General features: G+C 61.6%; 24 protein-coding genes and 1 pseudogene. 11 read left to right on the forward strand and 14 right to left on the reverse strand.

Going from position 1 to position 26233, the window contains the following annotated elements; translation table 11 throughout:
• The first annotated feature begins 153 nt into the window (after nt 1-153).
• From F506_RS01540 to F506_RS01560, 5 genes are all read left to right on the forward strand, one after another.
• Entirely contained in the window at nt 154-1032 is an 879-nt protein-coding gene (locus F506_RS01540; protein WP_053195033.1) for an isocitrate lyase/PEP mutase family protein, read from the forward strand.
• Between the two features lie 17 nt (nt 1033-1049).
• Nucleotides 1050-2312, forward strand: a complete 1263-nt coding sequence (locus tag F506_RS01545; protein WP_235471263.1) for a 3-isopropylmalate dehydratase large subunit — start codon at nt 1050-1052, stop codon at nt 2310-2312.
• On the forward strand, nt 2309-2818 hold the full coding sequence (locus F506_RS01550; RefSeq protein ID WP_053195035.1) for a LeuD/DmdB family oxidoreductase small subunit: 510 nt from the start codon (nt 2309-2311) through the stop codon (nt 2816-2818). Before F506_RS01545 ends, F506_RS01550 begins: the two co-directional genes overlap by 4 nt.
• Nucleotides 2819-2882: 64 nt before the next feature.
• On the forward strand, nt 2883-3731 hold the full coding sequence (locus F506_RS01555; protein WP_083457516.1) for an ABC transporter ATP-binding protein: 849 nt from the start codon (nt 2883-2885) through the stop codon (nt 3729-3731).
• The gene (locus F506_RS01560) at nt 3731-4567 is read left to right on the forward strand and encodes an ABC transporter permease (protein WP_053195037.1); all 837 of its coding nucleotides are present in this window, start codon (nt 3731-3733) and stop codon (nt 4565-4567) included. Before F506_RS01555 ends, F506_RS01560 begins: the two co-directional genes overlap by 1 nt.
• A 34-nt stretch (nt 4568-4601) precedes the next feature.
• Here the strand turns inward: F506_RS01560 and arsC are convergent.
• Nucleotides 4602-4955: pseudogene (arsC, locus tag F506_RS01565) on the reverse strand (arsenate reductase (glutaredoxin)); the annotation flags it as partial.
• A 187-nt stretch (nt 4956-5142) separates the two neighbouring features.
• Between arsC and F506_RS01570 the strand changes: the two are divergent.
• Nucleotides 5143-5901, forward strand: a complete 759-nt coding sequence (locus tag F506_RS01570; RefSeq protein ID WP_053195039.1) for an SDR family oxidoreductase — start codon at nt 5143-5145, stop codon at nt 5899-5901.
• A 47-nt stretch (nt 5902-5948) separates the two neighbouring features.
• Here F506_RS01570 and F506_RS01575 read toward each other — a convergent pair whose 3' ends face one another.
• The 9 genes from F506_RS01575 to F506_RS01615 all read right to left on the reverse strand — a co-directional run bounded on the left by F506_RS01575 (nt 5949) and on the right by F506_RS01615 (nt 12732).
• Nucleotides 5949-6485, reverse strand: coding sequence for a UbiX family flavin prenyltransferase (locus F506_RS01575; protein ID WP_407638203.1), 537 nt, complete (start codon nt 6483-6485; stop codon nt 5949-5951).
• 73 nt (nt 6486-6558) lie between these two features.
• Nucleotides 6559-6870, reverse strand: a complete 312-nt coding sequence (gene grxD / locus F506_RS01580; protein WP_053195041.1) for a Grx4 family monothiol glutaredoxin — start codon at nt 6868-6870, stop codon at nt 6559-6561.
• A 333-nt stretch (nt 6871-7203) separates the two neighbouring features.
• The gene (gene hpf, locus F506_RS01585; protein WP_053195042.1) at nt 7204-7557 is read right to left on the reverse strand and encodes a ribosome hibernation-promoting factor, HPF/YfiA family; all 354 of its coding nucleotides are present in this window, start codon (nt 7555-7557) and stop codon (nt 7204-7206) included.
• A gap of 123 nt (nt 7558-7680) precedes the next feature.
• Nucleotides 7681-9162 (reverse strand): RNA polymerase factor sigma-54, encoded by a 1482-nt coding sequence (locus tag F506_RS01590; protein WP_053195043.1) that lies wholly within the window; start codon nt 9160-9162, stop codon nt 7681-7683.
• A gap of 23 nt (nt 9163-9185) precedes the next feature.
• The gene (gene lptB, locus F506_RS01595; RefSeq protein WP_053195044.1) at nt 9186-9929 is read right to left on the reverse strand and encodes an LPS export ABC transporter ATP-binding protein; all 744 of its coding nucleotides are present in this window, start codon (nt 9927-9929) and stop codon (nt 9186-9188) included.
• A gap of 1 nt (nt 9930) precedes the next feature.
• Nucleotides 9931-10488 carry a lipopolysaccharide transport periplasmic protein LptA gene (lptA, locus tag F506_RS01600; RefSeq protein WP_053195045.1) on the reverse strand — a complete coding sequence of 186 codons (558 nt, stop codon included), beginning with the start codon at nt 10486-10488 and terminating at the stop codon, nt 9931-9933.
• A 56-nt stretch (nt 10489-10544) separates the two neighbouring features.
• On the reverse strand, nt 10545-11156 hold the full coding sequence (gene lptC / locus F506_RS01605; protein WP_053195046.1) for an LPS export ABC transporter periplasmic protein LptC: 612 nt from the start codon (nt 11154-11156) through the stop codon (nt 10545-10547).
• Complete coding sequence (locus F506_RS01610; RefSeq protein WP_053195047.1) at nt 11153-11704, reverse strand: KdsC family phosphatase; 552 nt, start codon at nt 11702-11704, stop codon at nt 11153-11155. Before F506_RS01610 ends, lptC begins: the two co-directional genes overlap by 4 nt.
• Nucleotides 11704-12732, reverse strand: a complete 1029-nt coding sequence (locus tag F506_RS01615) for a KpsF/GutQ family sugar-phosphate isomerase (protein ID WP_053195048.1) — start codon at nt 12730-12732, stop codon at nt 11704-11706. The genes F506_RS01610 and F506_RS01615 overlap by 1 nt, the downstream gene beginning before the upstream one ends.
• Nucleotides 12733-12987: 255 nt before the next feature.
• On the opposite strand from F506_RS01615, the gene F506_RS01620 reads away from it, so the two are divergent.
• The 3 genes from F506_RS01620 to F506_RS01630 all read left to right on the forward strand — a co-directional run bounded on the left by F506_RS01620 (nt 12988) and on the right by F506_RS01630 (nt 17763).
• The gene (locus F506_RS01620; RefSeq protein WP_053195049.1) at nt 12988-14976 is read left to right on the forward strand and encodes a cation:proton antiporter domain-containing protein; all 1989 of its coding nucleotides are present in this window, start codon (nt 12988-12990) and stop codon (nt 14974-14976) included.
• 12 nt (nt 14977-14988) lie between these two features.
• The gene (locus tag F506_RS01625; protein WP_053195050.1) at nt 14989-15909 is read left to right on the forward strand and encodes an AEC family transporter; all 921 of its coding nucleotides are present in this window, start codon (nt 14989-14991) and stop codon (nt 15907-15909) included.
• 99 nt (nt 15910-16008) lie between these two features.
• Nucleotides 16009-17763 (forward strand): methyl-accepting chemotaxis protein, encoded by a 1755-nt coding sequence (locus F506_RS01630; RefSeq protein ID WP_053195051.1) that lies wholly within the window; start codon nt 16009-16011, stop codon nt 17761-17763.
• Nucleotides 17764-17839: 76 nt separating this feature from the next.
• Here the strand turns inward: F506_RS01630 and F506_RS01635 are convergent, their stop codons facing one another.
• The 3 genes from F506_RS01635 to F506_RS01645 form a co-directional block, all read right to left on the reverse strand.
• Nucleotides 17840-18604 (reverse strand): phytanoyl-CoA dioxygenase family protein, encoded by a 765-nt coding sequence (locus F506_RS01635; protein ID WP_053195052.1) that lies wholly within the window; start codon nt 18602-18604, stop codon nt 17840-17842.
• A 22-nt stretch (nt 18605-18626) separates the two neighbouring features.
• Nucleotides 18627-21482, reverse strand: a complete 2856-nt coding sequence (gene uvrA / locus F506_RS01640) for an excinuclease ABC subunit UvrA (protein WP_053195053.1) — start codon at nt 21480-21482, stop codon at nt 18627-18629.
• 72 nt (nt 21483-21554) lie between these two features.
• On the reverse strand, nt 21555-23354 hold the full coding sequence (locus F506_RS01645) for an ArnT family glycosyltransferase (RefSeq protein WP_200907701.1): 1800 nt from the start codon (nt 23352-23354) through the stop codon (nt 21555-21557).
• A gap of 337 nt (nt 23355-23691) precedes the next feature.
• On the opposite strand from F506_RS01645, the gene F506_RS01650 reads away from it, so the two are divergent.
• Both F506_RS01650 and ssb read left to right on the forward strand, forming a co-directional pair.
• On the forward strand, nt 23692-24888 hold the full coding sequence (locus F506_RS01650) for an MFS transporter (RefSeq protein ID WP_053201134.1): 1197 nt from the start codon (nt 23692-23694) through the stop codon (nt 24886-24888).
• Between the two features lie 85 nt (nt 24889-24973).
• A complete protein-coding gene (gene ssb, locus F506_RS01655; RefSeq protein WP_053195054.1) occupies nt 24974-25471 on the forward strand; it encodes a single-stranded DNA-binding protein in 498 nt (165 codons plus the stop codon).
• Between the two features lie 132 nt (nt 25472-25603).
• On the opposite strand, the gene F506_RS01660 is transcribed toward ssb, so the two are convergent.
• Nucleotides 25604-26212: a response regulator transcription factor gene (locus F506_RS01660; RefSeq protein WP_407638204.1), complete on the reverse strand. Its 609-nt coding sequence runs from the start codon at nt 26210-26212 to the stop codon at nt 25604-25606.
• Nucleotides 26213-26233 lie beyond the last annotated feature (21 nt).

Consider the following 26233-nt stretch of genomic DNA (forward strand, 5'->3'; position numbering starts at 1 on the left):
TCGACCTTGACATATACATACTACTAAGTATGATTAAATGAAGTCAACAAGAAGTGACCAGCGCCGCGCGGCAACCCGTGCGAGCCGGGCGTGTTGCAGGTAAAGTACAGATCTGATGCCGATACCTGATTACACGCTACCAACGGAGACCAGATGCAACATCCAGGGACCTTGATCCGCGCCATGCTCGCGCGTGGCGGCGCCGTGCCGGTGCCCGGCTGCTACGACCCGCTCGGCGCCCTGCTGATCGAACAGGCCGGCTTTGAAGCTGCCTACATGACCGGATTTTCGCTCGCCTCCAGCTACGGCAAGCCCGACATCGGGTTGCTGACAATGACCGACATGGTGCAGCAGGCGGCGCGCATCGCCGAAGCGGTCTCCTTTCCCGTACTGGTTGACGCCGACACCGGCTACGGCGGCGCCGCCAACATCGCAGAAACCGTGCGCGCCTTCGAAAAGGCCGGCATCGCCGGCCTGCATCTGGAAGACCAGATCATGCCCAAGAAATGCGGCGCCATGGCCGGCAAGAAACTTGTGCCGGCTGAAGAAATGGCCTTGCGCCTGAAAGCTGCGCGGGCAGGTCGCAAGAGCAGCGAATTCGTCATCATCGGCCGCACCGACGCCATGACCATCTACGGCCTTGACGAAGTCATCGTGCGCGCGCAGGCGATGGAGCGCGCCGGCGCCGATGCCGTCATGGCGCCTTCGCTCAGTACGACCGCCGAGCTGGAAGCGGTGGCGTCGAGCGTCCGGATCCCGGTGATCTACGTCGCCGCCGAAACCGTCCGTCCCAATTACACGCGCCAACAGCTTGCGGCAGCCGGCTTCGCCATGTCGCTGTATCCGCTGTCGCTGATCCAGACCACCTTCAAGGCGCAGCAAGACATGTTGCGCAGCATGTTCGCCAGCGGCGACACCGTACAACTGGTGGACGGCATGGCGCAGTTTGCCGACGTCGGCCGACTGGTCGGCGTGGAACGCGCCGCCGCCTTCGACGCAGAGCTGGCGACACAAGTGAACGAGGGGAGTTAGCGGCAATGGGCGCAACCATGACGCAGAAAATCCTTGCGCGCACCAGCGGCCGCGAAAGCGTGCAGCACGGCGAGATCATCTGGGCAAGTCCGGACCTGGTGACGGCGCCGGAGGTGTCGTTTTCCGCATACATCAAACGCATCCGCGAAATCGGCGTGACCAGGCTGGCGCATCCCGAACGCGTCGCCGTCATCATCGACCACGAAGTGCCGGTGCACAGCATCGCCGGCGCCGAGCGCAACAAGCTCACGCGCCAGTTGGCGCAGGAATGGTCGGTCGGGCATTTCTTCGACGGCGTCGGCATCACGCATCCGCTCATGGTGGAGCAGGGCCTGGTGGCGCCGGGCATGTTCGCCGCCGGCGCCGACAGCCACGCGCCGGGACTGGGCGCAGTCGGCGCCTTGTCGGTGCCGTTCGGTTTTGAAGTGTCCATGGTGCTGGCCACCGGCCAGATCTGGATGAAGGTGCCCGAGACCATTCGCGTGCGGCTGCACGGCGCCTGCCGCCCCGGCGTGGCGGCGCGCGACATCGTGCTGGCGACCATGCAGCAGCTTGACGACGAAGCGACCAGCTATCGCGTCATCGAATACCAGGGCGCGGGCCTGTCGACGCTGTCGGTGCCGGAGCGCATGACGATCTGCGGCCTGTGCGTCGACGCCGGCGCCAAGTCAGGCATCGCCGCCGTCGATCAGCGCTGCATCGATTACCTGCGCGCGCATGGCGTTGCCGATCTGCAGGCGCCGCAGTCGATCAACAGCGACGCCGACGCCGGGTACGCAATGACCATCGACCTCGACCTGTCGACGCTGACGCCGCGCGTGTCGATCCCGCCGTCGCCCAACCACGTGCGCGAAGCGCAGGCGATGTCCGATGTCGTCATCCAGCATGCGTACATCGGATCGTGCGTGTCCGGTTCGATCGAAGACATCCGTTCCGCCGCCGCCATCCTGCGCGGCCGCAAGGTGCATGCGGAAGTGAATCTGCTGGTGATCCCGGCCACGCAGCAGGTTTTCCAGCAGGCCTTGCAAGAGGGATTGCTGACCGAGCTCACCGCCGCCGGCGCGACCATTTCGCCGTCGACCTGCGGCCCTTGTTTCGGCGGCATCGCGCAATTGACGGCCGGCGAACGCCGCATCAGCACCAGCACCCGCAACGACCCGGGCCGCATGGGCAGCAACGAGGCGGAAATTTTCCTTGCCAGCGCCATGACGGTGGCGGCGTCCGCGATCACCGGCCACATCACCGATCCGCGTGCTTATGCCGAAGGAGGGGCGGCATGAGCGCCGCCGGCAAAACCAGCAGCGGGCGCGCCTGGAAATTTTCCGGCGACATCTCCAGCGATCAGTTGATTTCGGCGCGTCACGTGTTCGAGTTCGATCCGCGCATGTTGCGCCATCATTTGCTGGCCGAAGTGCGGCCCGAGTTCGCGCAACAGGCGCAGCCCGGCGACGTCATCGTGGCCGGCCGCAATTTCGCCCACGGTAGCAACCACAGCCATCCCTTCCTGGCGATGAAGGCGCTGGGCGTCGGCCTGCTGGCGCGTTCGCTGTCGCGCGGGCCGTTCCGGCTGGCGATCTTCATGGGCGTGCCGGTGCTGATGGCGGGCAGCGACGTGCTCGACGCCATCGACGACGGCGATCAGCTCGACATCGATTTCAGCCGCGGCGCGATCTTCAACGCGACCAGCGGCAAGCAGATGCAGGTGGAGCCGCTGGCGCCGTTCCTGCAAGATATCGTCAACGCCGGCGGCGGTCTCGAATTCGTGAAGTCGCAATTGACTTCTTAGGGCGGGATTTATCCGAGGCCGTTCTTATTTGCTCTATGATGCTTGCCATTCAGGAGTCAACCGGATGTCAGTTATGTCGATCGTGCGAGACACGTCATTCAGCCAGGAAACGGAAAACGCCGCCGGCGCCACCGCCGCGAGCCGGCCCGCGGCCATCGTCGTCGATGCCCTGGAAAAAACCTACGCCACCCACGACGGCGGCAAGGTGCAGGCGCTCGGCCCGATTTCGGTGACGGTGCCGCAAGGCGGCTTCATGACCATCGTCGGCCCGTCGGGCTGCGGCAAGTCGACCCTGCTCAAGTTGCTGTCGGGCCTGATCCCGCGCTCGGCCGGGTCGATCAGGGTCAACGGCGAAGAAGTGCGTGAACCGCATCGCGATATCGGCATGGTGTTCCAGAGTCCGGTGTTGCTGCCATGGAAAACCGCCATCGAAAATGTCCTGCTGCCGGCGCGGGTGCTCGGCCTTGACATGGCCACCAGCCGCGTGCGCGCGCAGGAGCTGCTGGACATGGTCGGCCTGGCCGATTTCGCCAATCGCTATCCGAATGAATTGTCGGGCGGCATGCAGCAACGCGTCGCCATCGCACGTTCCCTGATCCACGATCCGTCGATCCTGATGATGGATGAGCCGTTCGGCGCACTCGACGCCATGACGCGCGAGGTGATGAACCTCGAGTTGCTGCGTATCTGGCGCAAGGCCGGCAAGACGGTCATCTTCGTGACGCACTCGATTCCTGAAGCGATTTTCCTCGGCACCCACGTGATGGTGCTGTCCAATCGTCCCGGCCGCATCGCCGACCTGGTGACGGTAGACCTGCCGGCCGAACGCAGCCTCGACATCATGTCGACCGACGCTTTCGGCGTGTACAGCAAACGCATCCGCAGCCAGTTCAATACACAGGGATTCATCTGATGGAAAGCGTCCACAACAATCCGGCCGCGCCGAACGTCACCCCGGCGTCCACCTCTTTCAGCCTGCGCCGCACGCTCAGGGCGCGGCCCGAACTGCTGCTGATCCCGACCGTGTTCGTCGCCGTCGTGGCGGTGTGGGAGGCGATCATCCGCTTCTTCGAGATTCCGATCTACATCATGCCGGCGCCGTCCAACATCGCGCTGGCGCTGGTCAATACCGGCTATCTCGACAACGCGCTGTATACGCTCGGCGAAGCCATGCTCGGCTTCCTGCTGGCGGCCTTGTTCGGCATCGTGCTGGGCGGCCTGATCGCCCAGTTCCCGCTGGCGGAAAAGACGCTGTATCCCTATCTGATCGCGATCCAGACCACACCCAAGGTGGCGGTGGCGCCGCTGTTCATCATGTGGTTCGGCTTCGGCATGACGTCCAAGGTCATCATCGCCGCGACGATCGCTTTCTTTCCGATTCTGGTCAATGTCATCAGCGGCTTGCGCTCGACCGATCCGGCGCGGCTGGAACTGATGCGTTCGCTGCGCGCGACGCGCTGGCAGATTTTCACGATGGTGCGCCTGCCGGGCGCGCTGCCGATGATCTTCGCGGGACTCAACATCGCGATCATCTTCAGCATCCTCGGTGCCATCGTCGGCGAGTTCCTCGGCTCACGCAAGGGACTCGGCAACGCCATCATGCAGATGAACGTCAATCTCGACACCGCGGGCGTGTTCGCCACGCTGTTCGTGCTGTCGGCGATCGGGGTGTGCCTGCATGTGCTGATGAGTTTTCTGCAACGCAAGGCTTTGTTCTGGGCTGACAGTTCGCGTATTCCAACCGTCTGAAACGCAAACATGTCGGCGAAGGGACGCGTCAGGCCTGCGGCAATATTTCCAGCAATTTCTCAGCGGGCCGGCATAGCCGTGATCCTAACGGCGTAACCACGATAGGGCGTTCGATCAGGACCGGATCCTTCAGCATCAGGTCGATCAGCTGCGCGTCGCTCCATTTCGCGTTATCCAGATCCTGCTCATCGTAAGACGTACCGCGCCGGCGCATGAGGTCGCGCACCGGCTGGCCGGTGGCCGCGATGATCTTCTTGAGCGTGGCGCGGTCGGGGGGCGTCTTCAGGTATTCAATGATCTCCGGCTCGATGCCGGCGGCGCGGATCATTTCCAGCACCTTGCGCGAGGTGCCGCATTTCGGGTTGTGATAAATGGTGACGTCGGACATGGTGTTTCCCGGGGTTCAAAAAAATGATGTGCGCAAGCATAGCCGATCGGAGACGGTCCGGCTCCGGCTCAGCTGAAAATACTTCATCTTCTCGCGCGGCGACAGCTGCTATAGTAAAACGCTCAACAAGGACGTGCATCGCGCGCGGTCAATATCCCATTCCCAAGAAAACAGAGGAGCACCAAAGATGGCAGCACCGAAGAAAATCGCATTGGTCACCGGCGCCGGTTCCGGCATCGGCAAACAGATTTCGCTGGCCCTGCTGCGCGAAGGTTACGCCGTTGTGCTGGCCGGCCGCCGCCAGGAGCCGCTGGAAGAAACCGTCAAGGCGGCCGGCGAGTCCGGCGTCAACGCGCTGGTGGTGCCGGCCGATGTCAGCGATCCCGCTTCGGTGAAGAACCTGTTTGCCAGGACAAAGGAGAAATTCGGTCGTCTTGATCTGCTGTTCAACAATGCCGGCATCTTCGCTCCCCCGATGTCGCTGGAAGAGTTGAGCTACGAGCAGTGGAAATCGGCGGTCGACATTAACCTGACCGGAGTCTTCCTGTGTACCCAGGAAGCGTTTCGTCTCATGAAAGAACAATCGCCGCGCGGCGGCCGCATCATCAACAACGGTTCGATTTCGGCGCATGCGCCGCGGCCATTCTCGGTGTCGTACACCGCGACCAAACATGCGATTACCGGCCTGACCAAGTCGACCTCGCTCGACGGCCGCCGCTACGACATTGCTTGCGGCCAGATCGACATCGGCAATGCCTCGACCGACATGACCGAGCTGATGAAGAAGGGGACCTTGCAGGCGGACGGTTCGACCCAGGTCGAGCCGACCATGGATGCGGGCCATGTGGCGAAGGCGATCCTCTATATGGACAGCCTGCCGCTGGATGCCAACGTGCAGTTCATGACGGTGATGGCGACCAAGATGCCGTTCATCGGACGTGGCTGAAATACGCTTCTGCAAATAAAAAACGCTGCTCTCAAGGCAGCGTTTTTTTATGTCGGCTGGTTTTTCAGGCCGGCCCAGCGCGGCGTCAGCGCATGCGGAATATCGTAGAGATCCAGTACGCGGCCCAGCGTGTGGTCGATCATTTCGGCGATCGATTGCGGGCGGTGGTAGAAGCCCGGCAGCGGCGGGAAGATGATGCCGCCCATTTCGGTGACGCTGGTCATGTTGCGCAAGTGGGCCAGATTGAATGGCGTTTCCCGCACCATCAATACGAGGCGACGGCGTTCTTTCAGCACCACGTCGGCGGCGCGTGAAATGAGATTGTCGGACAGGCCGTTGGCGATGGCCGCCAGCGTCTTCATCGAACACGGCGCAACGATCATGCCCGACGAGGCGAACGAGCCGCTGGCGATGGACGCGCCGACGTCCCGCACCGGATGGACCACATCGGCTAGCGCTTCGACGTCCTTGCGGCTCATGTCGAGTTCCTGGTGCAGGTTCAGCACACCCGCTTCGGACACCAGCAGATGGGTTTCCACACCGGCGTCGCGCAGCACGCCGAGCAGCCGCACGCCATACGCCACGCCCGTTGCGCCGGTGATGGCGACGATCAGGCGTTGGCGCGGCGGCGCGGAATTTGTCGCGATGGACAGGAGATCAGCCCTTGAACAGGGTTTGCAGTTCGCCCGATTCGTACATTTCGCTCAGGATGTCGGAGCCGCCGATGAATTCACCCTTGACGTACAACTGAGGAATGGTCGGCCAGTTCGAGTATTCCTTGATGCCCTGGCGCACGTCGGCGCTTTCCAGCACGTTGACGGTGACGATGTTTTCCGCGCCGCTGGCCTTGAGCAGCTGGATCGCCTTGCCCGAGAAGCCGCATTGCGGGAATTGCGCCGTGCCCTTCATGAACAGCACGACGGGGTTTTGGGTAACGGTTTCCTTGATCCAGGATTGGACTTCGCTCATGACTACACCTTCAAAAAGTTCGCAATGCCGTCATTATATGAAAAAGCGGGCGCGCGCGTTGGGAGAGTGCCGTTGCACAGGGAAATGTCTTTCAGGCAACACGGCTCGTTGTGGTCTGCTGTGACCAACATGGAAATGATTTACAGGATTGCAAGACCGGCAGCTCGATAGCTCAGCAGCAGGCGGAAAAAATTGAGAAGAAATTGTGTAGAAGATTTTGAAAGATAGGAAAGCGCTCGCGAAATACATGAGGAAGTTGCTGTCACGGAAACAAGAAAGGGCGCTTGCGCGCCCTTTTTCTGTTGCCGGTCCAGTCCGCCGGCTAGTTGGCTATCACGAGGCAGCTGCGGAAAGCGGTTCTTCCGGCAGGCGTTTTGCCATCGAGTGATGGTTTTGTACGCGGTCCTTGTGCTTGATGACCTGGCGATCCAGCTTGTCGATCAGCATGTCGATGGCGGCGTACAGGTCATGTGCAATGCTCTCGGCATGCAGATCTTTCCCCTTGATATGAACGTTTATTTCTGCTTTCTGGCGTTTTTCTTTTTCGGTCAGCTTGTCTACGCTGAGAATGACACTGATGTCGATCACGTGGTCAAAGTGGCGCTTGATGCGCGTCAGCTTGCTTTGCACGTACTCGCGGATGGCAGGGGTCAAATCGAGATGATGGCCACTAATGGTCAGATTCATACAGCACTCCTATCGTGAGATTGCTGGAGGTTCTTACGTATTGTCCGGTTGCTTGCAGGCAGCACCAGAACAAAACACCCGAACTCAACAGAACACAGCAACGATGCTTTGCTACAGAAAAACTTACAGAGATTTGCGGAGATTTACCGGCGGGATTTTGAGCACTTCGCGGTATTTCGCGACAGTCCGTCGCGCCACCACCATGCCCTGTTCCGCCAACATATCTGCAATCTTGCTATCAGAGAGTGGGTTCTTAGGGTCTTCTGCTCCTATCAGTTGTTTGATGAGAGCCCGTATCGCAGTGGAGGAAGCTTCACCTCCTGTTTCCGTTGCGACGTGGCTGCCGAAGAAGTATTTCAACTCAAACATGCCATGCGGAGTCAGCATGTATTTCTGAGTCGTTACACGAGAAATAGTGCTCTCGTGTAGACCTAGTGTATCAGCTATTTCGCGCAACACAAGGGGGCGCATGGCAACTGCGCCATGCGAAAAAAAGTTGCGTTGCCTCTCAACAATTGCCTGGGCGACACGCAAAATTGTGTCGAAGCGTTGCCGCATATTCTTGATCAGCCACTTGGCTTCCTGCAGCTGCGAACCGAGCGATCCGTCGCCCTTGGTTTGCTTGAGCGCATTGGCATACATGGCGTTGACGCGCAGTCGCGGCATCACGTCGTGGTTGAGCAAAACCTGCCAGCCGTCCTTGGCCGCCTTGACAATGACATCGGGCACCACGTAGTCGGATCGGCCCGATGCAAATACGGCGCCGGGATGCGGATGGCACTGGCGAATCACGGCTTGCGCTTCGCGCAGGTCTTCATCGTCGCAGCCGAGCGCTTTCTTGATCTTGTTGAAATCGCGCTGGGCGAACAGCGCCAGATAATCTTCGACGATCGTCAGCGCCAACCGGCGTGTGACAAAGGCAACTTTCGGCAAGCGCCGGATCTGCAGCGCCAGGCATTCGGACGCGCTGCGTGCGCCGATGCCGGCCGGGTCGAAGCTCTGCAGCAGCTTCAGCGCAATGGTCAGTTCGTCAAGTTCGATTTCCAGTTCTTCGGGCAAGCGCGCGTGGATTTCTTCGAGCGACTCTTCCAGATAGCCATGGTCATCGATCGCATCGACGATCAGTTCGATCAGCGCGCGGTCGCGCAGGCTGCGCACCGTCAGGCGCGTCTGCTCCTGCAGATGTTCGCGCAGCGTGATGTCATGCGCTTCGAGTTGCGGACGCGAATCTTCGTCGTCGGGCGTCTTGCCGGTGCGGGCGACGTCGTCGAAGCTCCAGTCGGTGTCGCCGCCGGCGTGGTCGTCGCCGACTACGCTGTCCTGCGGATCGCCGGCTTCGCCTTCAGCCGGGGCGGCGCTGGCCGCGGTGTTCTCGACCGGATCGGCCTGCGCCGAAGGCGGGCTGCTGATGGCGCCGTCGGCCAGCAGCCGCACGGAATTGTCGAGCGCGTCATCGAGGCGTTCCAGCAGCGGATTGTCCGACAGGATCTGTTCCAGTTCCTGGTGCAGCTCCAGCGTCGACAGCTGCAGCAAACGGATCGACTGCTGCAACTGCGGCGTCAATGCCAGATGCTGGGAGGTGCGAAGCTGGAGGGATTGTTTCATTCAGTTTTCAGGTGGCCTGGGTGCTACATGCGGAAGTGTTCGCCGAGATACACGCGGCGAACGGACTCATCGGCGATGATGTCGTCGGGGCTGCCGCTGGCCAGCACGGTACCCTGATTGATGATGTAGGCACGGTCGCAGATGCCCAGCGTTTCGCGCACGTTGTGGTCGGTGATGAGCACGCCGATGCCGCGTTCCTTGAGGAAGCGCACGATGCGCTGGATCTCGATCACGGCGATCGGATCGATACCGGCGAACGGTTCGTCGAGCAGAACGAAGCGCGGATCGGTCGCCAGCGCACGGGCGATTTCGACGCGCCGGCGTTCACCGCCGGACAGCGACAGGGCCGGGCTTTCACGTAGCTTCTCGATCTGCAATTCGTGCAGCAGGCTGTTGAGGCGGCCTTCGATTTCATCGCGGCTGAGCGACACGCCGTTTTCTTTGCGCAGTTCCAGCACGGCGCGGATGTTGTCTTCCACGTTGAGCTTGCGGAACACCGATGCTTCCTGCGGCAGGTAGGACAGGCCGAGTTGCGCCCGCTCGTGAATCGGCAGTCGCGAAATCGCCGCACCGTCGAGATCGATCTCGCCGCCGTCGGACGGCACCAGGCCGACGATCATGTAGAACGAGGTGGTCTTGCCGGCGCCGTTGGGGCCGAGCAGGCCGACCACTTCGCCGCTGGCGACTTCCAGCGAAACGTCGCGCACGACCTGGCGCGCGCCGTAGCTCTTTTGCAATCCGCGGACAACGAGAGAACTGATCGCCATCTTATTGGCCCTTCGAAGAATCGACGCGCGGCTGGATGATCGCGGTGATGCGACCGCCGCCGGGTTTGCTTTCGCCGGTGTTGGTGTTGTTGACCGAATAGAATTCGGCGCGGCTGTCGTAGGAGATGAACTCGCCGTTGACTTCATCGGTCACGCGCGGGCCGTCCATGCGCTGCATGTGGGCGCGCGTGAACAGTTTCGAGATTTCGGTTTTTTCGCTGTATTCGATACGCTCCGCCTGGCCTTCGATCCAGAGGTTCGGACCGCCGTCGCGCTTCTGGCGGAAGCTCGCCAGCTGGCCGGGCGCCGCATACAGGATCGCCAGTTCATAGCCGGCCGGGTCGGTGGTCAGCACGACCTTGCCGGCCTTGATCAGCAGCGTGCCGCGCGTGAGCACGACGTTGCCGGTGAACGTCTTCACCTGCTTGACGTCGTCGTAGACCATTTGCTCGGCTTCGATGCGGGTCGGCTTTTCCGTGTCGGCGCGTTCGGCGCGTGCGACGCCGGCGATGCCCATCAGGAGCACGGTAAGCAGCGGCAGTAGGGATGTCGTTTTCATAGGATCCTGCGCAAGTATCTCGTTTGGATTATGCCAATTGGCGTGGGGGCTGAAGGCTAACGGGCCGGCCGGGTACGCGGCTGGTACGTGCCGCGCACATTGTGTAGCAACTGGAATTCCTGCGTCGCATTGTTGGCGATCATGCCGGTGCCGGTCATGATGGATTGGCCCATCGTGATTTCGACCGGCTTGTCGGTGCGGGCGATGTCTTCGTCGGGCAGCAGCAGCAGGTATTCGGTCTTCAGGTGCATGTCCTCGGCGGTGCCGAAGGCCGGGCGATCGGCATTGACGTTGTCGTACATGTGGATCTTGGTGTTGTCATCTTCAATCCTGGCCCGTTTCGAGCGCAGTGTCATCGATGGCTTTTCCGGCGCCAGGCTGGTGATCACGGGCAAGGTCACCTCGAACGAATCGTCAATGGGGAAGTGGACCATTTTTTCGCCGGTGATGTCGTAGCGCGGATGGCCGGTTTCAGACATCTTCACGTAGCTGAACTTCTCGACGTAATAATCCGGCTTGCTGCGCGGACGCGCGGCAAGCGCATCGTCGGTATCGCGGCGCATGACCTGCAGCACCCAGAAGCTGCCGAGCGCCAGCGCGGTCAGCACCACCAGCACGACGACCAGCCGGATGCGCTGCGCGGCGCGTTCGCCGCTGCGATTGCTCATGCCAGGTACGCGGCCAGCGCCGCCTCGTAATGGCCTTGCGCGGTCAGGATGAAATCGCAGACCTCGCGCGCCGCGCCATTGCCGCCGCAGCTGTCGGTGATGTATTGCGCACGCTGCTTGACGTCGTGATGACCGTTGGCGACGCAGGCGGTGAAGCCAACCTTGGTCAGCACCGGCAGGTCGATCACGTCGTCGCCCAGGTAGCCGCAGGCGGCAGCGGCTACGCCGGTCTGCTCCAGCAACTGCGCAAAGGCGATACGCTTGTCGTGCACGCCCTGGAACACGTGGGCGATGCCCAGGTCCTTGGCGCGGCGCAGGACGATCGGCGACTGGCGCGCGGTGATGATGGCCGTGGCGATGCCGCCGAACTGCTGCAGCATCTTGATGCCGTGGCCGTCGAGCGCGTTGAAGCGCTTGACCGGTTCGCCTTCGGGGCCGTAATACAAGCCGCCGTCGGTGAGTACGCCGTCAACGTCGAAAATCATCAGGCGGACCTGCTTGGCGTTGGCGACGGCGGCCGTGCTGGCCTTGCTGAATCGATCCGTCATCAGATCACCTTGGCGCGGGTCAGGTCATGGATATGCAGCGCGCCCACCAGCTTGCCCTGGGCGTCCGCCACCAGCACCTGGTTGATGCGGAATTCTTCCATCAACTGGACGGCATCGACCGCCAGCTGATCTGGATTGATGGTGCGCGGGCCCCGATGCATGACGTCTGCGATGGAGGATGTGGTGAAATCTTCGCCACGCTCCAGCAAGCGGCGCAGGTCGCCATCGGTAAACACGCCGATAGGGCGGTTGTCGTCGTCGATGACGGCGGTCATCGCCATGCCCTTGCGCGTGATTTCCATCAGCGCGGCCGATAGCGACACGTCCGGCTTGACCGCCGGAATGGCATCGCCGGTGCGCATCACGTCGCGCACATGGGTCAGCAGGCGGCGTCCCAGCGCACCGCCGGGGTGCGAGCGGGCAAAGTCTTCTTCCAGGAAGCCGCGCGCGTCCAGCAACGACACCGCGAGCGCGTCGCCCATCGCCAGCGTGGCGGTGGTGCTGGCGGTCGGCGCCAGGTTGAGGGTACAGGCTTCCTTGGCCACGCCGACGTTCAGGTGGATCGCCGACAGGCGCGCCAGGCTGGATTCGTCATTGCCGGTCATGGCGATCAGGTAGGCGCCCATGCGCTTGATGATCGGCACGATGGCCATGAGCTCGGCGGTCTCGCCGGAATTCGAGATGGCGATGAAGACATCGCCGGGCGTGACCATGCCGAGGTCGCCGTGCGCGGCTTCGGCAGGATGCATGAACAGCGCCGGCGTGCCGGTCGAGGCAAAGGTGGCGGCGATTTTGCGGCCGATGTGGCCGGATTTGCCGATGCCGGAGACCACCACGCGGCCTTTGCATTCGAGCAAGACGTCCACCGCACGGGCCAGCGGCTCGGCCGCATCGTCCGACATGCGCGACTTCAGCGCCAGGATGGCGTCGGCTTCAATCTGGAGAGTTTGACGGGCGAGCTCAAGCGCGCGCTGCGCACGTTCCGTAGAAAAAGATTTTGGCAAGATTTTGGCTTCGGTTACACTCATAACCGAAGTATAAACGAATTACGAAAGCAAAAAACTTGCCAGATGTAACCTCGTGTAGCGTCAGGGATGCCGTGCCGTCGAATCCGGCGCGGTATTCTGCGGTGCAAAAGCATGAAAAGCCTGGCGCCCGAGGCTGCCCGCAGCGGGCTTGCTGCAATGCGACACCGATCGGAATCCATGGCGGCAGGCAGGCATGATTCTGGCTTAACAGGCCTTGCGGCCTTCACATATAAAAATTGCTTCGTTTTCCACTACATGTTTTCAGGACTAGAGCTCACTCTTTTTCTACTCGGCGCTGCGGTGCTTGGGGTCGTCGCTTTTCGAATGATGCATTTGCCGCCGATGCTGGGTTACCTCGTCGTCGGCATCGTGATCGGCCCGCACGGCCTCGGTTTCGCCGACGACAATGAAACCACGCACGCGCTGGCGGAGTTCGGCGTGGTGTTCCTGATGTTCTCGATCGGGCTGGAATTCTCGCTGCCCAAGTTGTCGGCTATGCGGCACATTGTCTTCGGCCTGGGTGTGGCTCAGGTGCTGGCGACCATCGCGGTGGCCATGGTGTTCGGCTGGAGCGCGGCCTACATCCTGCCGCAACTCAATGAAATCAGCTGGCCGGCGGCGTTTGCGCTGGGCGGCGCGCTGGCGATGTCGTCCACTGCGATCGTCTCCAAACTGCTGACCGAGCGGCTGGAACTGGAAACCGAACACGGCCGCCGCATCCTCGGCATCCTGCTGTTCCAGGATCTGGCGCTGGTGCCGCTGCTGATCATCGTGCCGGCGCTGGCCAAGAACTCCGGCAACCTCGTCGTCACGCTGGCGTGGGCGTCGATCAAGGCGCTGGTGGTGCTGGCGCTGCTGCTGTTCTTCGGCCAGAAGCTCATGCGCAGCTGGTTCCAGATCGTCGTCAAACGGCGTTCGCAGGAACTGTTCATGCTGAACCTGCTGATGATCACGCTGGGCGCCGCCTGGATCACCGAAAAAGCCGGCCTGTCGCTGGCGCTGGGCGCGTTCATCGCCGGCATGCTGATTTCCGAAACCGAATACAAGCATCAGGTGGAAGAAGACATCAAGTCCTTCCGCGACGTGCTGCTCGGCTTGTTCTTCATCACCATCGGCATGCTGCTCAACGTGCATCTGGTGCTGGAGCACTGGTGGCTGGTGCTGTTGCTGCTGGTCGGTCCGGTGCTGCTCAAGTTCGTGCTGATCGCCGGCCTCGCCAAACTGTTCGGCTCGACCACCGGCGTTGCCTTGCGCACCGGCCTGGCGTTGGCGCAGGCCGGCGAGTTCGGCTTTGTGCTGCTGAACCAGGCCGGCGGCCTGCAATTGATGGACCCCTTGCTGATCCAGGTGATCCTGGCCTCGATGGTGCTGTCGATGCTGGCGGCGCCGTTCATCCTCGCCAAATCCGACGCCATCGTCATGAAATTGTCCGCCAACGAATGGATGCTGCAATCGCTGGCGCTGACGCAACTGGCCACGCGCACCATGTCGAGCCAGAAGCATGTCATCATCGCGGGCTTCGGCCGCAGCGGCCAGAGCCTGGCCAAGCTGCTCGAAGAGGAAGGCATTCCCTATCACGCCTTGGAGATGGACCCGGACCTGGTGCATGACACCCGCGAGGCCGGCGCCAACGTGTCCTACGGCGACGCTGCACGCCGCGAGAGTCTGGTCGCCGCCGGCATCCATCGCGCCGCCGCGCTGGTGGTCACCTACGCCAGCACGCCGTCGGCCCTGAAGGTTCTGCATCACGCCAACGAACTGGCGCCGACCTTGCCGGTCATCGTGCGCAGTCACGACGACGCCGATCTCGACAAGCTGCTCGAGGCCGGCGCCACCGAAGTCGTCCCCGAAGCGCTGGAAGGCAGCCTGATGCTGGCCTCGCATGCGCTGGTGATGCTGGGCGTGCCGTTGCGCCGCGTGGTGCATCGCGTGCAAAGCGCGCGCGACGAGCGCTACACCTCCTTGCGCGGTTACTTCCATGGCGCCTCGGATGTACCCGAAGACAACGACAATCTCAACGTGCGGCTGCAATCGGTCGCGCTCAACGAAGGCGCCAGCGCGATCGGCAAGACGCTGTACCAGGTCGCGCTCGAGCAATTCGACACCGAAGTCACCATGCTCCGGCGGGGCAAGCTGCGGGTCGAATTCATGCCTGATACGGTCCTGCAGACCGGCGACATCGTGGTGTTGCGCGGCACCGGCGAAAACATCCTGCGCGCCGAAAAACGCCTTCTCAAAAAATGAACTTGGGAATGAATGGAAATCCTTGACCGCATCACCGGGATCATCCTTCCCGTCTTCGCCATCATCGCCATTGGTTACGGCTATGCGCGCTGGCGCGGCGAAGTGGTGCGCTCGGACATGGCCTCGGTCAATCGCGTGTCGATGGAGGTGCTGGCGCCGCTGATGGTGTTCAGCGCCTTGTCGGCCAAGGATTTCGACCTGGTCCATAACGGCTGGCTGATTCTCGCCAGCGTGATCATCTCGCTCGGTTCCGGCGTGCTGGCCTGGCCGGTAGCGAAAATACTGGGTTACGACAAGCGCACCTTTTTGCCGCCGATGATGTACAACAACGGCGGCAACATGGGCGTGCCGCTGATGCTGCTGGCCTTCGGTCCCGAGAGCCTGTCGGCGGCGGTGGCCTTGTTCACGGCGGCCACCTTCGTGTATTTCTCGCTGGGCATCAAGATGCTGCAGCATGGCCGGGACACCCGTCCCGGTTCTTTCCTCAAGTTGTTCAAGAGCCCGATCATGGTCGCCATGGTGCTGGGAGTATTGTTCGCGGTCTTGCATGTGCCGTTGCCGCAACCGCTGTTTTCGGCAATGAAGCTGCTCGGCGAAGCCAGCATTCCGATCATGCTGTTCGCGCTCGGCGTGCGCATGATGGACATCAGCTTCAAGAGCTGGCATATCGGCCTGGTCGGGGCGGTGACCTGTCCGCTGGTCGGATTGATCGTCGCCTTCGCGCTCGATCAGGTGTTGCCGCTGACGTCAGGTCAGCGCGGCCAGATGTATCTGTTCGGCGCCTTGCCGCCGGCGGTGCTGTGTTTCATGGTGGCCGAGCAATACCGTCAGGAACCCGACAAAGTGGCGGCGATCGTGCTCATGGGAAACCTTGCCGCGCTGGTTTTCGTGCCGCTGGGTTTGTGGTTGGGATTGCAACCCTCAATCCGTTGAAATGCACCCCGCGCCGGGCTTTGTTCAGCGCATGTTGGTATGGGAAATGCTTACAAAATAAAGCACTCTGGGTGCTCAATCGACTGTAAGGATGTTGTCATGTTCAAGAATTTTTCCATCAAGGCGCGCCTCATATTCGTCGTCAGTTTTCTGTCCGTCCTGCTCGCGCTGTTTGGCGCCGTCGGCCTGACCAGCCTGCAGCAAACCAATACCGCGCTCAAATCGCTCTACGAGGATCGTGTGATTGCACTTGGGCAACTCGGCCAGGTAGCTACTTCCGTCGAAACCGGCCGCTATGCCATCTCGACCGCCATCGTCGGCGATTCGGGTGAAATCGACAAGAACATGGATGCGCTGGAAAAGATACTGAAGGATGGCGACAAGGTCTGGCAAGAATATCTGGCAACCTCCCTGACGCCGGACGAAAAGCAATTGACCGAGCAATTCACCGCGCAAAAGAAAAAATTCATCGCCGACGGCGTCAAGCCGGCCATGGAGGCGTTGCATAACCGTGACTTCCAGGGGGCAACCGAACTGTACAACGGCCCGCTGCTGGACATGTCCAGGCAGATCACCGTCACCATGTCCAAGCTGACCCGCTTGCAGCAGGACGTCAGCAAACAGCTCTACAACGAATCGCAGGCGCGCTACGACACCTTCCTGACCATGACCATCGCCGCCATCGTGATCGGGCTGTCGGTCGCGCTGATCATGGGCATCTGGCTGGTGCGGGCGATTTCCGGTCCGCTCAATGAAGCCGTCCGGGTCGCGCGCGGCGTGGCCGACGGCGACCTGACCCAGACCATCGAAGTGCATTCGCGCGATGAAGCCGGCCAGCTCATGGAAGCCCTGAAAACCATGAATGCCCGCCTGCAGCAGATCGTCGGCGAAGTGCGCGTGAGCACCGATACCATTTCCACCGCCTCCAGCGAAATCGCCAGCGGCAACCTCGACCTGTCGGCCCGCACCGAAAGCCAGGCCGGCTCGCTGGAAGAGACCGCCTCGGCGATGGAAGAGCTGACCTCCACCGTCAAGCAGAACGCCGACAACGCGCGCCAGGCCAACCAGCTGGCCGCCTCGGCGTCGCAGATCGCGCAAGAGGGCGGCAGCGTCGTCGGCCAGGTGGTGGTGACGATGAACAACATCAACGATTCGTCGAAAAAAATTGTCGACATCATCAGCGTGATCGACGGCATCGCCTTCCAGACCAATATCCTGGCCTTGAATGCTGCGGTGGAAGCCGCGCGCGCCGGCGAGCAAGGGCGCGGTTTTGCCGTGGTGGCGTCGGAAGTGCGCAGCCTGGCGCAACGCTCGGCTGCCGCGGCCAAAGAAATCAAGACCCTGATCGACGATTCGGTGCAGAAAGTGGGCGAGGGCAGCAAGCTCGTCGAGCAGGCCGGCGTCACGATGGATGAAGTGGTCGCCAGCGTCAAACGGGTGACCGACGTCATGGGCGAGATCACGGCTGCCAGCCAGGAGCAGAGTTCCGGCATCGAAGAAGTCAACCGCGCCATCACCCAGATGGACGAGACCACGCAGCAGAACGCCGCGCTGGTCGAGCAAGCCGCCGCCGCCGCGCAATCCTTGCAGGACCAGGCGCAGCGCCTGACGCAGTCGGTCAGCGTGTTCAAGCTGGACGGCAACCATCAGCTGGCACCGACGCCGGCAGCTGCAGCTGCGGTGCGCACCGTCGACATCACGCCGCGTCCGGCGGCAGTCACTGCGGGCGGCAAGTCGAGCAAGCCCCGACAATCCTCTACCGCACCAGCCAAGGCAGCGAGGCCCACAGCTGCACCCGCCTTGCCTGCGAGTGCGGCGGTCAAGTCGAGCGACGATGACTGGGAACAGTTCTGACGGCTTTTTTCAGGACGTAAAAAAGGGTGTTGCCGGTCATGGCAACACCCTTTTTTTGTGAGCAATCAGTTTGTCTTCAATCCAGCGCGATGTCTTCCGATGCCGCCGACCTGGTCCCCGCGATCGGTGCATTGCTGCGGCCGTGGTAGGCGAACACGACCGAGGCCTTGAGCTGGTCGGAACCATTGCGGCCGGCCGCATGGAACAGGCCACTATGGAACAGCACCACGTCGCCCCGTTCGAGCGGCACGGAAATCCCCTGCGCAAACAGCGCCTGGTTGGCCGGCACTTCCGGACGCAGGAAGTCGAGTTCGTCCATCTGGCCCGGCTGCAACTGCAGCAGATGCGAACCCGGAATGAACTTCAGGCCGCCGTTGTCGGCATGCTCCGGACCCAGCGCCAGCCAGACCGAAATCAGTTCATTGCGCGGGAACGACCAGTAGCGGATATCGCGGTGCCAGCCGGTCGCCGTGCCGAAAGTCGGATGCTTGGTCATCACGCAATTGTGATGCGCCAGTGTGACGCTGACGGGCTCCTCAAACAACTGATGCAGCGCCGCTACCAGCGTCGGATTGGATGCCCATGCACGGAAATGATCGTCGCGCTGCCAGGCCGCGCGCAAGCGTCGCGCGGTGCGGCCGCCGGGCGCGTCGAGCGACGAGGGGGCGCCCGCGTAGCCGACCTCGGCTTCGTATTCGAGCGGCGCCACGGCCTGCTGCACATGCGCGCGCGTTACCGCCAGCATATTGTCGCAGGCAGCCGCCGGAACGAAGCCTTTGAGCAGCAGGTAACCCTGGCTGCGGAAGGCGTCGATCTGGGTTGAGGAGAGGGGAGCGTCCATGACTGGCCTTGCGCCTTTCTTGCTATTTCTTCTTTTTCAACAGCGGCGCCAGATAATGGCCGGTGATGCTTTCCGGATTCCTGGCAACGTCCTCGGGCGAGCCGACGGCAATGATCTTGCCGCCACCCGCGCCGCCTTCGGGACCGAGGTCGATAATCCAGTCGGCAGTTTTGATGACGTCAAGATTGTGCTCGATGATCGTCACGGTATTGCCTTGGTCGCGCAGGCGATGGATCACCTTGAGCAGCAGATCGATGTCGTGGAAATGCAGGCCGGTGGTCGGCTCGTCCAGGATGTACAGCGTACGCCCGGTATCGCGTTTGGACAACTCCAGGGACAGCTTGACGCGCTGCGCTTCGCCGCCCGACAGCGTGGTCGCGCTCTGGCCCAGCTTGATGTAGCCGAGGCCGACGTCGAGCAGGGTTTGCAGCTTGCGCGCAATCAGCGGCACCGGCAGGAAGAATTCGTGGGCGTCTTCCACCGTCATCTCAAGGATTTCAGTGATGTTCTTGCCCTTGTATTGCACTTCCAGCGTTTCGCGGTTGTAGCGCTTGCCGTGGCAGACGTCGCACGGCACGTAGACGTCCGGCAGGAAGTGCATCTCCACCTTGATCACGCCGTCGCCCTGGCAGGCTTCGCAGCGGCCGCCCTTGACGTTGAACGAGAAGCGTCCGGCGCTGTAGCCGCGTTCCTTGGCCGCAGGCACGGTAGCGAACAGGTCGCGGATCGGCGTGAACAGACCGGTGTAGGTCGCCGGATTGGAGCGCGGGGTGCGGCCGATCGGCGCCTGGTCAACCGAGATGACCTTGTCGAAATGCTCCAGGCCGCTGATCGATTCATGCGCCGCAGGTTCGGTCTGGGAACCGTACAGGTGGCGCGATGCCGCCAGGTACAGGGTGTCGTTGACCAGCGTCGACTTGCCCGAACCGGACACGCCGGTCACGCAAGTCAGCAGGCCGACCGGCAGGTCGAAGCTGACGTTCTTGAGGTTGTTGCCGGTGGCGCCGGTGATGGTCAGCTGGCGTTCCGGATCGGGCTGCACACGCTTCTTCGGCACGCTGATTTCCAGCGAGCCGTTGAGGTATTTCGCGGTCAGCGATTTCTTGCTCTTGAGGATGTCTTCCAGGGTGCCCTGGGCGATGATGTCGCCGCCGTGCACGCCGGCGCCCAGGCCCATGTCGACCACGTAGTCGGCGGTGCGGATGGCGTCTTCGTCATGCTCCACCACCAGCACGCTGTTGCCGATGTCGCGCAGATGCTTGAGCGTGCCGATCAGGCGATCGTTGTCGCGCTGATGCAGGCCGATCGATGGCTCGTCCAGCACATACATCACGCCGGTCAGGCCGGAGCCGATCTGCGACGCCAGGCGGATGCGCTGCGCTTCGCCGCCCGACAGCGTGTCGGCGCTGCGTTCCAGCGACAGGTAGTCGAGACCGACGTTGTTGAGGAATTTCAGGCGCGAAATGATTTCCTTGATGATGCGATCGGCGATTTCCTTCTTCGCGCCGGTCAGCTTCAGGTTCTCGAAGAACGACAAGGTCTCGCGCAGCGGCGTCGCCGCGACTTCATAGATGGCGCGCTGCTGGCGGCCCGCGCCGATCTTGACGAAACGCGCCTCTACGCGCAGGCGTGCGCCGCCGCATGACGGGCACTCTTTTTCGTTGATGAACTTGGCCAGTTCTTCCTTGACCGCCATCGAATCGGTTTCGCGGTAGCGGCGCTGCAGGTTGGTGACCACGCCCTCGAAGGTGTGTTCGCGGACCACGGTGCGGCCGCGCTCGTTCACATAGGTGAACGGAATGGTCTGGCGGCCGGAGCCGTACAGGATCACTTGCTGGGATTTTTCCGGCAATTGTTCAAACGGAATGTCGATGTCGAATTCGTAGAACGCCGCCAGGTTCGACAGCATCTGGAAATAGAATTGATTGCGTCGATCCCAGCCCTTGATCGCGCCGCTGGCCAGCGACAGGTTCGGGAAGGCGACGATGCGCTTGGGGTCGAAGAACTCGATATGGCCCAGGCCGTCGCATTCCGGGCAGGCGCCCATCGGATTGTTGAACGAGAACAGGCGCGGTTCGAGTTCCTGCAGCGAGTAGCCGCAGGTCGGACAGGCGAATTTGTTGGAGTAGAGATGTTCCTTGGCGGTATCCATCTCCAGCGCGATGGCGCGGCCTTCGGCGATGCGCAGCGCGGTTTCGAAACTCTCCGCCAGGCGTTGCTTGATGTCGGCCTTGACCTTGACGCGGTCGATGACGACGTCGATGGTGTGCTTTTCCGTTTTCTTGAGCTTCGGCAGGTCATCGATCTCGTAGACTTTTGCCGTGCCGGTGCCGCTCTGGATGCGGAAACGCACGAAGCCGTGCGCCTGCATCTGCTCGAACAGGTCGACGTGTTCGCCCTTGCGGTTGGCGACAACCGGCGCCAGGATCATCAGCTTGGTGTCTTCCGGCATGGCCAGCACGGCGTCGACCATCTGCGACACCGATTGCGCCGCCAGCGGATTTTCCGGATGGTCGGGGCAATAAGGCGTACCGACGCGGGCGTACAGCAGGCGCAGATAGTCGTGAATTTCCGTGACGGTGCCGACGGTCGAACGCGGATTGTGCGAGGTCGCCTTCTGCTCGATCGAGATCGCCGGCGACAGGCCTTCGATCATGTCGACGTCGGGTTTTTCCATCAGTTGCAGGAACTGGCGGGCATAGGATGACAGCGACTCGACATAGCGGCGCTGGCCTTCTGCATACAGAGTGTCGAATGCCAGCGACGACTTGCCCGAGCCGGACAGGCCGGTAATCACGATCAGTTTGTTGCGGGGTAAGTCGAGGCTGATGTTCTTCAGATTGTGCGTGCGTGCGCCGCGAATGCGAATTTCTTCCATGGATGCCTTCAGCGTAAGTTTTCCGTTCGTTGTTCATATGAACATTGAGCGGAGGATCAACCTATTACTATATCAGGACTCACCATTTGCGGCTGGACCGGCGGGCTGGGAAATATCCTGGCGTTGCTTCGTCAATGCTGCCCCGGGCGCAACCGATGCGGTGCGCCGATAGACGTTGAAAGTCTGTTCATCGTCGCCGTCGCGCGAACCTTTCCAGAAATGCTCCCACTTGCCCGCCGGCAGGCCGGTGCCGAATGGGGTCTGGACGATCACCCAGCGGCAGCTGGTGGCCAGGGTCTTGTCGACGGGTTGATGCAGGATGCCGGCGTAGTACAACAGCATCGGCGCTTCCGATTCACCAAGGCCGATACTGGCCATGCAATCGCCGTCGCGCCATTCAGGTTTCAATCTGTCCGACAGGCGCGCATACACGTATTCAAAACTCTTGGCGAAGTCGCCCCAAGGCAACAGCAAGGTATACGCGGCGCCCCACATCAAGGTCAGGCCGGCGAACCAGCTCAGCGCGCCGCGCCATTTGCCGCATTGTTTCAGGCGCGGCAGGCAGCATAGCCAGCCCAGCGTCATCAGGATTGCCGCACCCAGCGCCAGCGGCTGCAGCGGCGTGATGAAGCCCAGCGGCAACCATTTGGCGAGGCAGAACAGATAATGATGATATTCAACCGGACCGATGGAAATGATGTAGATCGTCCATACAAGTGCTGTCATCCCGCCAAAAAACAAGCGCGCAAACCAGTCCCAGCTCAGATGGACCCAGTCGTGCAGGCGGTCGATCGCGGTTGATCCCAGCAGGCACAGCGGCAGGATCAGCGGCAGCAGATACAGCTGGCGCGCGGTGGCCGACATCAGCAAGAGGGTAATGCACACGAACGTGAACGCCAGCGGAATCGCCACGCGTGGTTGCCGGATCCGGCGCCAGTCGCCGCCTGCAATCGCCAGCACCGCCAATGGCGCGCCGGGCAGTGCGAAACCGCTCAGCGCGCGAAAGATCACGCTGTGGTCGTTGTCGGAGCCGAGTTTCCTGACGGAAAAGCCCAGGAAGCGGCCGACGTTGTTGTCCCAGAACCATTCCATGAACAACGGCATGGAATGCTGCGCCAGCAGTATCGGCCACAGCAGGAAAAACGGCAGCGACACCAGCACGGCCACGCCGACCATGCGCAGATAGGAGCGGGACCGGCACTCGCGCACCAGCAAGCCGGTCAGCAAGGCAGTGGCGGCGTAGATGACGGGAACGAACAATCCCTTGGACATTTCGGCAATGCCGACGCCGAGGCCGAACCAGAGCGCCGCTGATATCCGCGGCGTCTTGCGCTGTTCGTTGAGTGCAATCCGCAGCAGGCCGTACATGGCAATCGTGCCGCCGCACACCAGTGCAACGTCGGTAAACATGTCGTGCGCATGCTTGATCATGCCGACCGTGCCGGCGAACAGTGCGAGCGTGCCGAGCACGCGGGAATTCAGGAAGTCTTCTTCACTCCATGCGACGCGCGCAATCCGCGCCACGAACAGCAAGGTGATCAGCATGAAGAATACCGACGTCACGCGCGCGCCGTCGGCATAGCTGAGCCAGGGATGCAACGCCGTAGCGAACAGGGCGGCGGTCCAGTAGTACAGGGGCGGCTTTTCCATGAAGGGAGCGCCGGCGTTGGTCGGCACCAGGTAGTCGCCGCTGATCAGCATGTGCTGAATCATGCCGAAACTGTAGGCTTCGTCCTGTTTCCAGGGGCCGTGTCCGAAGATGCCGGGAAGCAAATAAGCGCACGCCACCGCCGCCAGAATCAACCAGGCTACCCTCGCTGAAAGGTGCTGCTGTAAAGGCGTCAGGTAGGTTGAACGGACAGGCGAAAGCATAAAATTGAATGCGAGCAACGGAGGGAAATGGGCAACTGTCTATTGTTACATAATCATCAAGCCGGAAACATTGAGTTACAAAACGAAACATGAAATCTTTGTAAAGAAATGCCGTTTCCGAGCGAAGAAAGGCCGGTTGTTAGAAATTCAACGGAGTTCAACCCAACCGGCCAGGAAAAAGGGGGGCCGGATTTGTTTGCTGCTAACATATCGGGTTTGCGGGCTCGGGTAACCGCCAACGCGATCTGCCGATCCTTTGCTGCATTCTCACTGCACGCTCAACCACGTCATTTCCACCATGAACGCCAACTCTTCCGAATCCGCACAAAAAGCCGGCATGTCCGGCGCCGAAGTCCGTGCCAGCGCTTCGCTGGCATCGATTTTCGCCTTGCGCATGCTCGGACTGTTCCTGATCCTGCCGGTGTTCGCGGTTCACGCCAAAGGCCTGTCGGGCGGCGAAAGCGCGGCCATGGTCGGACTGGCCATGGGCATCTACGGCCTGGCGCAATCGTTCGGACAGATTCCGTTCGGCATCGCCTCCGACAAATACGGCCGCAAGCGCGTCATCGTCGTCGGACTCGTCTTGTTCGCACTGGGCTCTTTCGTGGCGGCAGGTGCGCAGGACATCGGCTGGGTCATCGCCGGTCGCGCCATCCAGGGCGCCGGTGCGATTTCGGCGGCGGTGACGGCCTTCATTGCCGATTCCACACGCGAAGAACATCGCACCAAGGCCATGGCCATGGTCGGCGCCTCGATCGGCCTGACCTTTGCGGTATCGCTGGTGGCCTCGCCGCTGTTGTACAAGGCGATCGGCATGGGCGGGATCTTCGGGCTGACCGGCGTGCTGGCGCTGGCCGCCATCGGCGTGGTGCTGTTCGTGGTGCCGGATGCGCCGATGGTCAAGGCGCGCCGCGTGCCTTGGGGCGAGGTGCTGCGCCATGGCGAACTGATGCGCCTGAACTTCGGCGTGTTCGCCTTGCACATGACGCAGATGGCGATGTTCGTGGTGCTGCCGGCTGCGCTGGTGCAATATGCCGGTTTGCCGGTGGCGGAGCACTGGAAAATCTACCTGCCGGTGGTGCTGGCGTCGTTCGTGTTCATGTTGCCGCCGGTGTTCATCGGCGAAAAGCGCGGGCTCATGAAGCAAGTTTTCGTCGCCGCCATTTCGCTGTTGCTGCTGGTGCAGATCGGCATGTGGCTGACCTTGTCGCATTTCGCTGCACATTGGGGCGTGCTGGTGTTCCTGCTGTTCGCGTTTTTCATCGCGTTCAACATCCTCGAAGCCTGCCAGCCGTCGCTGGTGTCGCGCATTGCGCCGGCAGCTGCCAAAGGCACTGCGCTGGGCGTCTACAATACGCTGCAGGCGCTCGGCCTGTTCTGCGGCGGCGCGCTGGGAGGATGGCTGAAGCAATTTGCAGGCGCGCCCTCGGTGTTCGTCATGTGCGCCGTGGCGACACTGACCTGGCTTATAATCGCGTCTAACATGAAAAATCTGCCGCGCCGCGGCGTCCAGCCGGCAAGCGCAACCGCGTAGTTGCAAACTCGTATCAGATTCGCATCAGATTCGTATCAAATCAGTCATCACATTTAGTGAAATTCAGTGAAATTCAGGAGAAATAATGGCATCGGTCAATAAAGTCATCATCGTCGGCAATCTCGGGCGCGATCCGGAAACGCGTTACATGCCCAATGGCGAAGCCGTCACCAACGTCGCCGTCGCCACGACCGAAAGCTGGAAGGACAAGAACAGCGGTGAAAAGAAAGAACTCACCGAATGGCATCGCATCACCTTCTACCGCAAGCTGGCTGAAATCGCCGGCCAGTACCTGAAGAAGGGTTCGCAAGTCTACGTCGAAGGCCGCCTGCAGACACGCAAGTGGACCGACAAGGATGGCGTCGAGAAGTACACCACCGAAATCATTGCCGACACCATGCAAATGCTGGGCAGCCGCCAGGGCATGGGCGGCGGTGCGTCGGACGACGGCGGCAGCTACGGCGGCGGTGCACCTGCGCGTCAGAGCTCGGGTGGCGGCGCTGGCGGCGGCGCAGCACGCGCTCCGGCGGCAGCCCGTCCGGCGCCGAATTTCTCGGACATGGATGACGACATCCCGTTCTGATCGATATCTGCTCTAATTCGGCAAACGAAAAACGGCCCGGATACATGGTATCCGGGCCGTTTTCCGTTTTCCGTTTCCGTTTCCGTTTGCAGATATCCGATTACCCAATGACGCTGCAGGAACAGGCGCCTTCTAACCTCGTTCCGTCCTCAGGTTTTCCAGCGCGAACTTGATCAGCTCGCTGCGTCCTTCGATATCCAGCTTGCGTTTGATGTTCAGGCAGTGGGTTTCGACGGTACGCACGCTTAGATCCAGCGTCTCGGCGATGCTCTTGTTCGACGCGCCTCTCGCGATCTGTTCAAGGACCTGGCGTTCGCGCACCGTGAGCGATTCTTCTTTTACGCGCGGTTGGGCGATGATGGGCATGAGGGCGGCGCTGTAATAGACGCCCCCGTTTAACACCGCTTCGATGGCGCGCACGATGTCGCTGCCGGGTGCGTCCTTCAGTATGTAGCCTCTTGCGCCCGCACGAATCGATTGCAAGACGTACTCCGCCTTGTTGTGCATGCTGAGGATCAGCACGGCGATATCGGGGAAATTCTGCTGGAACTGCGCGGTCAGCTCGATCCCGCTGCTGCCCTGAAGGTTGATGTCCATCAGCACCAGGTTGATCGGCTGACGCGCTGCATGCTTCATCGCTTCGTCCGCGGTGCCGGTTTCAGCAACGACCCGTATGCCCGGCATGCTCTCCAGCCGGGCGCGCAGGCCATCCCTGATCATCGGATGATCGTCCACGATCATGACGTTCGTTATTGCCGCTTC

This window comes from Herbaspirillum hiltneri N3 (assembly GCF_001267925.1).
Classification (GTDB): Bacteria; Pseudomonadota; Gammaproteobacteria; order Burkholderiales; family Burkholderiaceae_D; genus Herbaspirillum; species Herbaspirillum hiltneri.

Coding starts and splice junctions, on each gene's coding strand:
- F506_RS01540 (WP_053195033.1), top strand. CDS start 154: ATGCAACATCCAGGGACCTTGATCCGCGCCATGCTCGCGCGTGGCGGC.
- F506_RS01545 (WP_235471263.1), top strand. CDS start 1,050: ATGACGCAGAAAATCCTTGCGCGCACCAGCGGCCGCGAAAGCGTGCAG.
- F506_RS01550 (WP_053195035.1), top strand. CDS start 2,309: ATGAGCGCCGCCGGCAAAACCAGCAGCGGGCGCGCCTGGAAATTTTCC.
- F506_RS01555 (WP_083457516.1), top strand. CDS start 2,883: ATGTCAGTTATGTCGATCGTGCGAGACACGTCATTCAGCCAGGAAACG.
- F506_RS01560 (WP_053195037.1), top strand. CDS start 3,731: ATGGAAAGCGTCCACAACAATCCGGCCGCGCCGAACGTCACCCCGGCG.
- F506_RS01570 (WP_053195039.1), top strand. CDS start 5,143: ATGGCAGCACCGAAGAAAATCGCATTGGTCACCGGCGCCGGTTCCGGC.
- grxD (WP_053195041.1), bottom strand. CDS start 6,870: ATGAGCGAAGTCCAATCCTGGATCAAGGAAACCGTTACCCAAAACCCC.
- hpf (WP_053195042.1), bottom strand. CDS start 7,557: ATGAATCTGACCATTAGTGGCCATCATCTCGATTTGACCCCTGCCATC.
- F506_RS01590 (WP_053195043.1), bottom strand. CDS start 9,162: ATGAAACAATCCCTCCAGCTTCGCACCTCCCAGCATCTGGCATTGACG.
- lptB (WP_053195044.1), bottom strand. CDS start 9,929: ATGGCGATCAGTTCTCTCGTTGTCCGCGGATTGCAAAAGAGCTACGGC.
- lptA (WP_053195045.1), bottom strand. CDS start 10,488: ATGAAAACGACATCCCTACTGCCGCTGCTTACCGTGCTCCTGATGGGC.
- lptC (WP_053195046.1), bottom strand. CDS start 11,156: ATGAGCAATCGCAGCGGCGAACGCGCCGCGCAGCGCATCCGGCTGGTC.
- F506_RS01610 (WP_053195047.1), bottom strand. CDS start 11,704: ATGACGGATCGATTCAGCAAGGCCAGCACGGCCGCCGTCGCCAACGCC.
- F506_RS01615 (WP_053195048.1), bottom strand. CDS start 12,732: ATGAGTGTAACCGAAGCCAAAATCTTGCCAAAATCTTTTTCTACGGAA.
- F506_RS01620 (WP_053195049.1), top strand. CDS start 12,988: ATGTTTTCAGGACTAGAGCTCACTCTTTTTCTACTCGGCGCTGCGGTG.
- F506_RS01625 (WP_053195050.1), top strand. CDS start 14,989: ATGGAAATCCTTGACCGCATCACCGGGATCATCCTTCCCGTCTTCGCC.
- F506_RS01630 (WP_053195051.1), top strand. CDS start 16,009: ATGTTCAAGAATTTTTCCATCAAGGCGCGCCTCATATTCGTCGTCAGT.
- F506_RS01635 (WP_053195052.1), bottom strand. CDS start 18,604: ATGGACGCTCCCCTCTCCTCAACCCAGATCGACGCCTTCCGCAGCCAG.
- uvrA (WP_053195053.1), bottom strand. CDS start 21,482: ATGGAAGAAATTCGCATTCGCGGCGCACGCACGCACAATCTGAAGAAC.
- F506_RS01645 (WP_200907701.1), bottom strand. CDS start 23,354: ATGCTTTCGCCTGTCCGTTCAACCTACCTGACGCCTTTACAGCAGCAC.
- F506_RS01650 (WP_053201134.1), top strand. CDS start 23,692: ATGTCCGGCGCCGAAGTCCGTGCCAGCGCTTCGCTGGCATCGATTTTC.
- ssb (WP_053195054.1), top strand. CDS start 24,974: ATGGCATCGGTCAATAAAGTCATCATCGTCGGCAATCTCGGGCGCGAT.
- F506_RS01660 (WP_407638204.1), bottom strand. CDS start 26,212: ATGATCGTGGACGATCATCCGATGATCAGGGATGGCCTGCGCGCCCGG.